The 12,221-nt window shown below is 61.2% G+C and carries 10 protein-coding genes; 8 read left to right on the forward strand and 2 right to left on the reverse strand.

The features are described from left to right. Positions 1 to 1,623: an NAD+ synthase gene (locus AC1RQI_RS01325; protein WP_481903351.1), complete on the forward strand. Its 1,623-nt coding sequence runs from the start codon at positions 1 to 3 to the stop codon at positions 1,621 to 1,623. A gap of 6 nt (positions 1,624 to 1,629) precedes the next feature. Here AC1RQI_RS01325 and AC1RQI_RS01330 read toward each other — a convergent pair whose 3' ends face one another. Beyond that, positions 1,630 to 2,517, reverse strand: a complete 888-nt coding sequence (locus AC1RQI_RS01330) for an outer membrane protein assembly factor BamD (RefSeq protein WP_481903352.1) — start codon at positions 2,515 to 2,517, stop codon at positions 1,630 to 1,632. Positions 2,518 to 2,619: 102 nt separating this feature from the next. Here AC1RQI_RS01330 and rluD point away from each other — a divergent pair, with 102 nt between their 5' ends. From rluD to clpB, 3 genes are all read left to right on the forward strand, one after another. Next, positions 2,620 to 3,591 carry a 23S rRNA pseudouridine(1911/1915/1917) synthase RluD gene (rluD, locus tag AC1RQI_RS01335; protein WP_481903353.1) on the forward strand — a complete coding sequence of 324 codons (972 nt, stop codon included), beginning with the start codon at positions 2,620 to 2,622 and terminating at the stop codon, positions 3,589 to 3,591. Then, a complete protein-coding gene (gene pgeF / locus AC1RQI_RS01340; protein ID WP_481903354.1) occupies positions 3,591 to 4,349 on the forward strand; it encodes a peptidoglycan editing factor PgeF in 759 nt (252 codons plus the stop codon). Before rluD ends, pgeF begins: the two co-directional genes overlap by 1 nt. A gap of 97 nt (positions 4,350 to 4,446) precedes the next feature. Continuing rightward, positions 4,447 to 7,023, forward strand: a complete 2,577-nt coding sequence (gene clpB, locus AC1RQI_RS01345) for an ATP-dependent chaperone ClpB (RefSeq protein WP_481903355.1) — start codon at positions 4,447 to 4,449, stop codon at positions 7,021 to 7,023. A 10-nt stretch (positions 7,024 to 7,033) separates the two neighbouring features. Here the strand turns inward: clpB and AC1RQI_RS01350 are convergent, their stop codons facing one another. Then, complete coding sequence (locus AC1RQI_RS01350) at positions 7,034 to 7,495, reverse strand: DUF4124 domain-containing protein (protein ID WP_481903356.1); 462 nt, start codon at positions 7,493 to 7,495, stop codon at positions 7,034 to 7,036. Between the two features lie 356 nt (positions 7,496 to 7,851). Here AC1RQI_RS01350 and AC1RQI_RS01355 point away from each other — a divergent pair, with 356 nt between their 5' ends. Genes AC1RQI_RS01355 through pssA form a run of 4 tightly spaced genes read left to right on the forward strand, consistent with a single transcriptional unit; the run spans position 7,852 to position 11,999 of the window. Next, positions 7,852 to 9,573, forward strand: a complete 1,722-nt coding sequence (locus tag AC1RQI_RS01355; RefSeq protein WP_481903357.1) for an acetolactate synthase 3 large subunit — start codon at positions 7,852 to 7,854, stop codon at positions 9,571 to 9,573. Between the two features lie 4 nt (positions 9,574 to 9,577). Further along, the gene (ilvN, locus tag AC1RQI_RS01360; protein WP_416633768.1) at positions 9,578 to 10,069 is read left to right on the forward strand and encodes an acetolactate synthase small subunit; all 492 of its coding nucleotides are present in this window, start codon (positions 9,578 to 9,580) and stop codon (positions 10,067 to 10,069) included. 49 nt (positions 10,070 to 10,118) lie between these two features. Beyond that, complete coding sequence (gene ilvC / locus AC1RQI_RS01365; protein WP_481903358.1) at positions 10,119 to 11,132, forward strand: ketol-acid reductoisomerase; 1,014 nt, start codon at positions 10,119 to 10,121, stop codon at positions 11,130 to 11,132. A gap of 45 nt (positions 11,133 to 11,177) precedes the next feature. Then, positions 11,178 to 11,999 carry a CDP-diacylglycerol--serine O-phosphatidyltransferase gene (pssA, locus tag AC1RQI_RS01370; protein WP_481903359.1) on the forward strand — a complete coding sequence of 274 codons (822 nt, stop codon included), beginning with the start codon at positions 11,178 to 11,180 and terminating at the stop codon, positions 11,997 to 11,999. The last annotated feature ends 222 nt before the right edge of the window (positions 12,000 to 12,221 follow it).

A 12,221-nucleotide genomic window follows, 5' to 3' on the forward strand; every position in this document is an offset into this window, starting at 1 on the left:
ATGACAGCCGGTTTGCGGGTCCTGATGGCCCAGTTCAACGCCACGGTCGGGGATATCCCGGGTAACGCCGACGGCATGCTTGCCATGACCCGGGAAGCGGTCCAGGAGCATGGCGCGGATATTGTGGTTTTCCCGGAGCTGGCACTGACCGGCTACCCCCCAGAGGACCTCCTGCTTCGGCCTGATCTGCAGGGGGGTGTCGAGCAGGCTGTCGAGTCCATTGCTGAGGCCATGCCGGAGGTTATCCTGATTTTCGGAGCCCCACGGGCGACGGATGAGGGCCTGGTCAACGCGGCCATGGTGCTGGACGCCGGACGGGTGGTGGGGGAGGCCGTCAAGCAGTATCTGCCCAACCAGGATGTTTTCGACGAAAAGCGCTGGTTCCTTCCCGGGACTGAGACGTGTGTTTTTGAGCTGCGGGGGCTGCCCGTGGCCGTTACCATCTGTGAGGATATCTGGCACGATCAGCCTGTTGCCGCTGCCGCCGAAAAGGGTGCCCGTCTGCTGATCAACCTCAATGCCTCCCCCTACCACTGGGACCGCCAATCGGAGCGGCGGGAGCGGCTGGCAACGCTGGCCCGGTCCCATGGGTTGGGGATTGTCTATGTCAACCTCGTCGGGGGGCAGGATGAGCTGGTTTTTGATGGAGGCTCGCTGGCCTTTGATGCCCAGGGGCGTGAATGCACCCGGGCGCCACGCTTTGAGCAGGTCCTGCACCCGGTGCATGTGAACCATGATGGAGGGGTTGAGGCGACGGCGGGGCAACCGGAAGTCGGTGAAGAGGCGGTGGCCTATCAGGCCCTGTGTGTGGGGTTGCGGGATTATATGCGCAAGAATGGTTTTCCGACAGCGGTGCTGGGGCTGTCCGGCGGCATCGATTCCGCCCTGACACTGGCGGTGGCCGTGGACGCTCTGGGGGCGGACCGCGTCTCCGCGGTGATGATGCCCTTCCGCTACACCTCCAGCATGAGCCTGGAGGATGCGGAGCGCATGGCGCATGGGCTGGGCGTTGAGTACCGGGTCCTCTCCATCGAATCCATCTACGATGCCTTCATGGATACGCTGGCCGCCCCCTTTGGCGACAGGGGCGTGGATACCACTGAGGAAAACCTGCAGGCCCGGATCCGCGGCATGCTGTTGATGAGCCTGTCCAACAAGTTCGGCAGCCTGGTACTGACCACGGGCAACAAGAGCGAGCTGGCGGTGGGGTATTCCACCTTGTACGGCGACATGGCCGGGGGCTTCAGTGTGCTCAAGGATGTGTCCAAGACGCTGGTATACCAGCTCTCACGTTGGCGCAACCACCATGAAACCGTGATTCCCCAGCGCATCATTGATCGTCCCCCCTCGGCCGAATTGGCGCCGGACCAGAAGGACGAGGACAGCCTGCCGCCCTATGAGGTTCTGGACCGGATCCTGGCGTTGTATGTTGAAAAGGACGTTGGCGCTGAGGCCATCATTGCCGAGGGGTATGATCGGGATGAGGTTTGGCGGGCCGTCCGGCTGGTGGACGTTAACGAGTACAAGCGCCGCCAGGCCCCCATTGGTACCCGCATTACAAAGCGGGGGTTTGGCCGGGACCGGCGTTACCCGATCACCAACCGGTGGCAGGCGGGCGGCTGATGCCCGCTACCTGGCCTCTTTCGGGCCGCCGAGAAGCCCGAAGGTCAGCACGCTGGCCAGGGAGCGGTCCTGGATGCCAAAGCTCTGGCGTATGAACTGCCCATTGTCATCCAGCGCCGGTGATTCCGGGAAGTTCTGCGCCAGTACGCGCACCGTGTCCGCGCGCTCCTGGTCGAGCCCCAGGCGTGCGTACATCTCCGCCATGATCATCAGGGCTTCTTCCGCCGCCGGTGTCCTGCTGTAATCCTCCACCACGGTGCGGGCGCGATTCAGGGCCGCAATATAGGCCTCCCGCTTAATGTAGTATTCCGCCGCTGCAAGCTCTTTCCCGGCCATCCGGTTGCGGATGGCGATCATGCGCTGGCGGGCGTCCGCCGCGTAATCACTCTCTGGGTAGCGGTTGACCAGCTGGGAGAAGTCCTTAAAGGCCTGGCGTTGCTGGCCAGGGTCCCGGGCTTCCACTTCGATGGGGAAGTAGCGGGCCCCAAGGCCAAGGTCCATGTAATAGGAGGCGATGCCCCGCATGTAGAGGGCGTAATCCGCGTTCTCGCTCTGGGGGTTGAGCCGCAGGAAACGGTCGGCGGCGCTCCGCGCGCCCTGGAGGTCCAGGTTCTGGTAACGGGCATAGATCAGGTCGAGCTGAGCCTGTTCCGCATACCGGCCGAACGGGTAGTAGGTCTCCAATGCCTCCAGGTTCTGCTGGGCGGACTCGAAGTTGCCGGCGTTCATGGAGCTGCGAGCCTGCTCGTAGTACTTTTCCTGGGGCAGGGTTTCATCCTCGCTGGTACTGGCGCAGCCGGCGAGCAGTACCGTGGCAAGCACGCAGCCAATGACTCTGGCGCCAGTGTGGGGGCGAGTGCCTTGGGCATTGTGGGGTGTAACCCGTCGCGTCATGCGATTACCTGTATACTGTGGTTGGGAAGGCTTTGAGTTGACGGCCATTGTAACGGTCGGGATCATGATTCGGAACCAGCAGAGGGCAGGACGGCGCATTTGATGACAAGCGGCACAGAGCGTATTGAAACAAGCTTCAGCGTACCGCCGGAGCTCAGCGACCAGCGGCTGGACCAGGCTGTTGCGCAGCTGATGCCGGAGCATTCCCGCTCGCGCATCCAGGGATGGGTACGCTCGGGCGAGTTGACGGTTAATGGGGAGAAACGCCGGCCCCGGGACCGGGTGTTGGTGGATGACCAGGTAGAGGTGGCTGCCACGCCCGTAGCGGAAGTGAGCTGGGAGGCGGAGGCCATTGAGCTTGATATCATCTATGAAGATGAGCACTTGATCGTGGTGAACAAGCCAGCGGGCCTGGTTGTCCATCCTGCGGCGGGGCATGAGGCCGGAACTCTGGTTAATGCGCTTCTCAACCATGCCCCGGAGCTGGAGCGCATTCCGAGGGCGGGCATTGTGCACCGGCTGGACAAGGACACCAGCGGCATCATGGTCGTGGCCCGCAGCCTGGAGGCCCACACCTCGCTGGTGGAGCAGCTCCAGGAACGGCGCATGGGGCGTGAGTATCAAGCTGTGTGCGTGGGTGAACTGACCGGCGGCGGGCGCATCGATGAGCCCATAGGGCGCCACCCGAAGCAGCGCAAGAAAATGGCGGTAGTCCCCGACGGCCGCCCCGCCGTTACCCATTACCGGCTGGAGCGTCGCCTCGGCGGGTTCAGTCATATCCGGTGCCAGCTGGAAAGTGGCCGGACCCACCAGATCCGGGTGCATATGGCGCACATCAATCATCCACTTCTGGGGGACCCGGTTTATGGAAACCGGATGCGGTACCCGAAGGGAACGGATGCCGAGTTGCGCGCCGTACTGGATGGGTTCCGGCGCCAGGCCCTGCACGCGGCCCGGCTTGAGCTTGCCCATCCGGCGACGGACGCGTTCTGTGAGTGGGAGGCGCCATTGCCGGCGGACCTGCAGCAGCTTCTGGGCGCCCTGGCCGATTTTTCCGAGAGGCGGTCGTTGTGATGATGCCGGCTCCTGGTGAGAGTGCCTTCGTCCCGGAATGGCCCGCGCCCTCCGGGGTTCGGGCCCTGGTTACAACGCGCCGTGGTGGTTTCAGCGATGGAGCCTGGCGCAGTTTCAACCTCGCCTTCCATGTCCATGACGACCCCGACGCCGTCCAGGCGAACCGCGATAAACTGGCGCGGATCAGTGGGTTGGCTCCGGATGCCTTTCACTGGCTTGAACAGGTTCATGGCAACCGCGTGTTGCGGGTGCCCGCGATGGAAGCCTCACCAGTGGCCGATGCGGCCTGGACAGACCAGTCGGGACAGGCCTGTGTTGTCATGACCGCCGATTGCCTGCCGGTGCTGTTCTGCGACGACCAGGCCTGCCGGGTCGCCGTGGCCCATGCGGGTTGGCGGGGGCTGGCGGCGGGTGTGCTGGAGGCGACGCTGGCGGTTTTCCCCGACCCGGCGCGGGTTCTGGCGTACCTGGGGCCGGCGATTGGGCCCTCCGCCTTTGAGGTGGGTGACGAGGTCCGTGCCGCTTTCACGGCGGATGATCCGGATGCGGCGTTCCACTTCAGGCGCGCGTCCTCGCTGGGTGAAAGCTGGTACGCGGATCTCTATGGGCTTGCCCGGCAGCGGCTGGAAGCAGCGGGCATCACGCGTGTTTTCGGCGGCTGTGCCTGTACCTTCTCGGATGAGGCGGATTTCTTTTCCCACCGGCGTGACGGGGTCACCGGCCGTATGGCGTCGCTTATCTGGCTTGACAGCGCTTGAAGAGCCGGCAAAAGCCCCAATATCTCCCCACAAAGCCAAGATGAGCAATCCGGGGTGAGCCCGTCACCCGGTTGCATGAAAAGTGAGGGAAGAATCCATGCGAATTGACAAGATGACAAGCCGGCTCCAGAACGCGCTGGCGGATGCCCAGTCGCTGGCGGTTGGGAACGACAATAATACCGTTGAGCCACTGCACCTGATGCAGGCGTTGCTTGACCAGAAAGACGGCGGTACCCGCGGGCTGCTCCAGCAGCTGAGTGTGGACCCGAACCGGTTCCGCCAGTCGGTGGTCGATGGCATCGATAACCTGGCGCGCGTCAAGGACAACCAGGGGGATGTCCAGATGGGGCAGGAGCTGGGGCGGCTGCTCAACATGGCGGACAAGCATGCCCAGCAGCGTGGCGATGGCTACATCTCCAGCGAACTTTTTCTGCTTGCGGCAACGGAGGATAAAGGCCCTCTGGGCAAGCTGTTCAAGGAGTTCGGTGTTACCAGGGATGCCATGGCCCAGGCCATTGAGAGCATGCGTGGTGGCGAGACCGTGGATGATCCGTCGGCCGAGGAGAACCGTGAAGCGCTGGATAAATACACCTCGGACCTTACCGCCCGTGCCCGCGACGGTAAGCTGGATCCGGTGATCGGCCGGGATGATGAGATCCGGCGAACCATCCAGGTACTGCAGCGCCGCCAGAAGAACAACCCTGTGCTGATCGGGGACCCGGGCGTGGGCAAGACCGCCATCATTGAAGGGCTCGCCCAGCGGATTGTCGACGGTGAGGTGCCGGATGGCCTCAAGGACAAGCGTGTACTGGCGCTGGACCTGGGGGCCCTGCTGGCGGGCGCCAAGTACCGCGGTGATTTTGAGGAGCGCCTGAAGGCCGTGCTGAACGAGCTCGGCAAGGAGGAAGGGCAGGTCATCCTGTTCATTGACGAGCTCCACACCATGGTCGGCGCTGGCAAGACCGAGGGCTCCATGGATGCCGGCAACATGCTCAAGCCGGCACTGGCGCGGGGCGAGCTGCACTGTGTGGGGGCGACCACACTGGATGAGTACCGCGAGAACATCGAGAAGGATGCGGCCCTGGAACGTCGCTTCCAGAAGGTGATGGTCGACGAGCCCACCGAGGAAGATACCATTGCCATACTGCGCGGGCTCAAGGAGCGTTACGAAGTCCACCACGGGGTGGAGGTCACCGACGGCGCCATCATCGCGGCGGCGAAGCTGTCCAACCGTTACATCACGGACCGCAAGCTGCCGGACAAGGCCATCGACCTGGTGGATGAGGCGGCCAGCCAGATCCGGATCGAGATGGACTCGAAGCCGGAATCCCTAGACCGGCTCGAACGGCGCCTGATCCAGCTCAAGATTGAACGCGAGGCGCTCAAGAAGGAGAAGGACGAGGCCTCCAAGAAGCGCCTGGATGAGTTGTCCGAGCAGATCGAGGACCTTGAGAAGCAGTATGCGGATCTTGAGGAGGTCTGGAACACTGAGAAGGCCTCGCTCCACGGTGCCCAGAAGGTGAAGGAGCAGCTGGAAGAGGCCCGCATCGAGCTGGACAACGCCCGGCGCACCGGTGATCTCCAGCGCATGTCCGAGATCCAGTATGGTCAGATTCCGGAGCTGGAGCGCCAGCTGGACATGGCCAGCCAGGCCGAGATGATGGAGATGCAGCTGCTGCGCAACCGCGTGACCGATGAGGAGATCGCGGAAGTCATCTCCAAGTGGACCGGGATTCCGGTGTCCAAGATGCTGGAAGGGGAAAAGGACAAGCTGCTGCGCATGGAGGACAGCCTTCACGAGCGCGTGATCGGCCAGGACGAGGCCATCAGTGCGGTGTCGAACGCGGTGCGGCGTTCCCGTGCCGGGCTTTCGGATCCCCATCGACCGAACGGTTCGTTCCTGTTCCTTGGCCCCACTGGTGTCGGCAAGACGGAATTGTGCAAGGCGCTGGCGAACTTCCTGTTTGATACCGAGGAAGCCATGGTGCGCATCGATATGTCCGAGTTCATGGAGAAGCACTCCGTGGCGCGTTTGATTGGTGCGCCGCCGGGCTATGTTGGCTATGAACAGGGCGGCTACCTGACGGAAGCGGTGCGGCGCCGGCCCTATTCAGTATTGCTGCTTGATGAAGTCGAGAAGGCCCACGGGGATGTGTTCAACATCCTGCTGCAAGTGCTGGATGATGGGCGCCTGACCGACGGCCAGGGCCGCACGGTGGATTTCCGCAACACCGTGGTGGTGATGACGTCCAACCTGGGCTCGGACATCATCCAGAACATGGCCGGCGAAGGTCAGTACGAGCAGATGAAGCGCTCCGTGATGGACGTGGTCGGCAGTCACTTCCGGCCTGAATTCATCAACCGTGTTGATGACGTTGTGGTCTTCCATCCGCTGGACGAGGAGCAGATCGAGGGCATTGCGCAGATCCAGATCGATCAGCTCAACGAGCGCCTGGCCGAGCAGGAGCTGAGCCTGACGCTGTCCGACGAGGCCATGAAGAAAATCGCTGGTGTGGGCTACGATCCGGTCTATGGGGCACGGCCGCTCAAGCGGGCCATCCAGCGTTACATCGAGAACCCGCTGTCCCAGAAGCTGCTGGAAGGCGAGTTCCCGTCAGAAAGCACCATCCGGGCGGATGTGGAAGGCGATGCCTTCCGCTTCACTGTGACCTGAGGCTTCTGCCTCAGTCGCAGTACTTGTCCCGGAGTTGTTCATACTCTTTGCGTTTCGCTTCCTTTTCCTTCGGGGAGAGGAAGCGGCGCTTGCCGTCTTCCTTGACCTGAACGCGGGCGTTGTTCTTGAGGGTTGTCAGGGCTTTCTGGACCTTCTTGCAGTTCTCTTCGCGTTTCGCCTGCCTCTGTTTTTCCATTTCTTCGCTGTTTTCCTGTTGGTCGCCGGTATCATCCGAGGCGTTTTGCGGCTGGGAGTCTGCCTTGCCGTCCTTGCCGCCTTCTAATGGCGCGTTGGCGTTGCTGATGGCGTTGGTGGTCGTCGCGGAGACCGGTTGCGCATCGACGCCCGTGGGTGGTGTGGAGCCGAAATGGGTTTCACCGCTGTCGTCAGTCCAGCGGTAAATCTCGGCGCTGGCCGGCAGCGCAATGAGGAGCGCGATGAACAGGGTGAGGTGGCGCACGATGTGCATCATAAATCTCCGTTGTATAAGTCAGTATTGGTTTGAATCTAGCCCATCACAGGGTGATCGCAAAATGTGCCGTCACGCAGGGTCTTACGGTTGACACTCCGGCACACCCTGTCAGAATTGACCGTGCCTGTACGCGGTTGAATTGCATGGCGGCAATCCCGGTAGTGTAATTCCTCGGCATCCACACCATTCAACCCACTGTACACCTTTACCCTCAGGGTGCAGTTGCCCCGGAGCCAACCTTCTCATGGGGCGGTGTGGAACAGAGCCCGATTCAGCTTTCACAAGAAGCGGTTTCTCCAGGGCACGGGCAGTGTAAGAGATATTGAACATTGATTGCTGTAAGAGGGTGATCCAACGTGGAACTACTGTCTGGTGCCGAAATGCTCGTCCGGTCTTTGAAAGACCAGGGCGTTGAATACATCTACGGTTACCCCGGCGGGGCAGCGCTGCACATCTACGATGCGCTTTTCCGTCAGGATGATGTCAAACATATCCTTGTACGTCATGAGCAGGCCGCCACCCACATGGCGGATGGTTATGCGCGTGCTACCGGTGATCCCGGCGTGGTGCTTGTCACGTCCGGACCGGGCGCCACCAATACCATAACCGGTATCGCGACCGCTTCCATGGACTCCATTCCGATGGTGGTGCTCTGTGGGCAGGTCGCTTCTCACCTGATCGGTGAAGATGCCTTCCAGGAAACGGACATGATTGGCGTGTCACGGCCGATCGTGAAGCACAATATGACGGTCCGCCACCCGTCCGAGATTCCCACGCTCGTGAAGAAGGCATTCTATCTGGCCAATAGCGGTCGTCCTGGCCCGGTGGTCATTGATATTCCCAAGGACATGACGGCTCCCAACGGGCGGTTTGAGTACCAGTACCCGGAAAAGGTCAGCATGCGCTCCTATAACCCGGCAGTGCGCGGCCATGCAGGCCAGATCCGTCGGGCTGTGGACATGATGATGAGTGCCCGCCGGCCGATCCTCTACGCCGGCGGGGGCGTGGTGCTGGGCCAGGCCTCGCAACAGTTGACGGATCTCGCCCATGAACTGGGCTTCCCGGTGACCAATACCATCATGGGGCTGGGCGGGTTCCCGGCCACCGATCCCCAGTCGCTGGGTTGGCTGGGGATGCACGGCAGCTATGAGTCCAACATGGCCATGCATCACTCAGATCTGGTGGTGGCCATCGGCGCTCGTTTTGACGATCGCGTTACCAACGCCACGGATAAATTCTGTCCCGGCGCCCGGATTGTTCATGTGGACATTGATCCGGCCTCCATTTCCAAGACCGTGCAGGCCGATGTCCCCATTGTCGGGCCCGTGGACTCGGTGCTTGATGAAATGCTCACGCTGGTGCGTGAGAGTGAGGAAAAGCCGGACCAGGAGGCGCTGGAGGCCTGGTGGAAGCAGATCCGGGAGTGGGGCAACTACAGGCCCCGCTACCATTACGAGCGCAACGGCGACAACATCATGCCGCAGGAGGCTGTCGAAGCGCTTTATCGTGTCACCAATGGCCAGGCTTACGTCACCTCGGACGTTGGGCAGCACCAGATGTTTGCTGCCCAGTTCTATCCGTTTGATAAACCCAACCGCTGGATCAACTCCGGCGGCCTGGGCACCATGGGCTTCGGGTTCCCGGCGGCCATGGGCATCAAGCTGCACATGCCTGAGGAAGAGGTGGTGTGTGTCACCGGCGAGGGCAGCATTCAGATGAACATTCAGGAGCTGTCCACCTGTAAGCAATACCATCTGCCGGTGAAGATCATTAACCTGAACAACCAGGCGCTGGGCATGGTCAAGCAGTGGCAGGACATGAACTACGAGTCCCGCTATGCCCATTCCTACATGGAGTCGCTGCCCAACTTCGAGAAGCTCTTTGAAGCCTATGGGCATGTGGCGTTCACAGTGTCCCGTCGCGAGGATCTTGAGCCCGTTCTCGAGAAAGCCTTTGCCATGAAGGATCAGCTCGTGTTCGTCGACATCTACGTGGACCCCTACGAGCACGTCTACCCGATGCAGGTAGCCGGGGGCTCGATGAAGGACATGTGGCTCAGCAAGACAGAGAGGGTCTGATACCATGCGGCGAATCATTTCGATCCTGATGGAGAACGAACCCGGTGCCCTCTCGCGCGTGGTCGGGCTGTTTTCCCAGCGCAACTACAACATTGAAAGTCTGGCGGTAGCGCCAACGGAGGATCCGACGCTGTCGCGGCTGACGCTGACCACCGAGGGCTCGGATAAGGTGATTGAGCAGATCACCAAGCAGCTCAACAAGCTGGTTGAGGTGGTCAAGCTGGTTGACCTCACCGAGGGTAGTCACGTGGAACGTGAACTGATGCTGATCAAGTTGCGTGCCACTGGTGCCCAGCGGGCTGAGATCAAGCGCACCGTCGACATCTTCCGTGGCCAGATCGTGGATGTCACCAGCACCGTGTACACGGTACAGCTGACCGGCGACGGTGAGAAGCTGGACGCCTTCATTCAGGCGGTCGGCACCATGGGCGTTCTGGAGGTGGTGCGCTCCGGCGTGTCCGGCATCGCTCGCGGTGAGAAAGTACTGTCTCTCTGAATTGAATCACTGGTTTAAACCTTAACGACACTCTGAACAGGGGAACGTAATGCAGGTCTACTACGATAAAGACTGTGATCTTTCGATCATCCAGGGCATGAAAGTGGCCATCATCGGTTATGGCTCACAGGGGCACGCCCATGCCAACAACCTGAAGGAATCCGGCGTTAGCAATGTGGTTGTCGGGCTGCGTCAGGGCTCTTCCTCCTGGAAGAAGGCTGAGGAAGCCGGCCTGAAGGTCCAGACGATTGAGGATGCCGTGAATGGCGCCGACGTGGTCATGATCCTGACCCCGGACGAGCACCAGAAGGCGCTGTACGAGCAGCAGGTGGAGCCGAACATTGGCAAGGGCGCCGCGCTGGCATTCGCTCACGGCTTCAACATCCATTACAACCAGATCGAGCCCCGGGCGGATCTGGACGTGATCATGATCGCCCCCAAGGGCCCCGGCCATACGGTTCGCAGCCAGTATGTTGACGGCAGCGGTGTGCCCTCGCTGATCGCGGTTAAGCAGGATGCCACGGGCAAGGCCAAGGACACCGCCCTGTCCTATGCGTCCGCTAACGGCGGTGGCCGTGCCGGCATCATCGAGACCAGCTTCCAGGAAGAGACGGAAACCGATTTGTTCGGTGAGCAGATGGTGCTGTGCGGTGGTACCAGTGCACTCATCCAGGCCGGTTTCGAGACACTGGTGGAGGCGGGCTATGCCCCGGAAATGGCGTACTTCGAATGCCTGCACGAGCTCAAACTGATCGTGGACCTGCTCTATCAGGGCGGCATTGCGGACATGCGCTACTCCATCTCCAATACCGCGGAATACGGCGACGTGACCCGTGGTCCGCGCATCATCACCGATGAGACCAAGCAGCGCATGAAAGAGGGCTTGTCCGAGATCCAGAGTGGTGAGTTCGCGCGTGAATTCATCCTTGAGAATCAGGCGGGGCAGCCCACACTCAAGGCCAAGCGCCGGATTGCCGAGCAGCATCAGATTACCGAGGTGGGTGATCGGCTGCGTGGCATGATGCCGTGGCTGCAGAAGAGCCGTCTTGTCGGAAACGAGTAAGGCAGTGTTGGAGCGTCGGGCCGTATTGAGAGGAGCGTCAGTCTGATGGCGGAATCCGAAGAGGGGGTATCAACGTCGGCTGAGTCCGGCGAGGAGGAGATAGAAGGCGCCGAAGTGGTGGAAGAGGAGGTTGTGGGTGGCTCCCGCGTGCGCAAGCGCGGGATCTACCTGTTACCCAACCTGTTTACCACGGCGTCCCTGTTCTCCGGGTTCTATGCCATCGTGGCGGCCTCCAACAGTGATTTTGCGATGGCTTCCATCGCGATCTTCGTTTCCATGGTTCTGGACGGCCTGGATGGCCGTGTCGCACGGTTGACCAACACCCAGAGCCGGTTTGGTGAAGAGTATGACAGTCTGGCCGATATGGTGGCCTTTGGTGTTGCGCCGGGGCTGGTTGCTTTTTTCTGGGCCTTGAATGGCCTGGATAAGCTGGGCTGGATTGTTACCTTCATCTATGTAGCGGGGTCGGCGCTCAGGCTGGCCCGCTTTAATACCCAGATCGGGTCCGTGGACAAACGCTATTTTGTGGGGCTTCCCAGCCCGTCGGCGGCAGCTGTTGTTGCCGGCATGGTCTGGTGTTTCCATGAGTTTGATCCAGGTTGGTGGCTCAATGCCCTGGCGGTGGTTCTGGTGGCCGGAGCTGGAACGCTGATGGTCAGCAACGTGCTGTACTACAGTGGCAAGGATCTGGACCTCAAAGGCCGGGTGCCGTTCGCCGCGATTCTGTTGGTGGTTCTGGCGTTCGCCGTGGTGGCGATCGAACCGCCTGTCATATTGTTCCTCGCGTTTCTGGTCTATACTTTATCAGGTCCGCTTTTCTGGGTCTGGCGTCGCTTGTTCCGTAAAAAGGGGCGGCGCCAGGGCTGAGACAACGAAGGATTGGGCCTGGAGAGCGTGGCCCTGTTGACGTCACGCTCTCAGGGTGTATTATGCGCATCTCTTTCGGGGCAAAGGGGTCCGGCGGCGACAGGCTGCGGCGGTCCCGCTTGATGAGTCCCGCCAGAGTCGCAACGAAGCGGGGATGCGTTAACGGCGGAAACGGGTTTGAAATCACTTGTTGACGCCATCGGCTGAGGCTGTAGAATACGC

This window comes from Salicola sp. AFF1 (assembly GCF_056783195.1).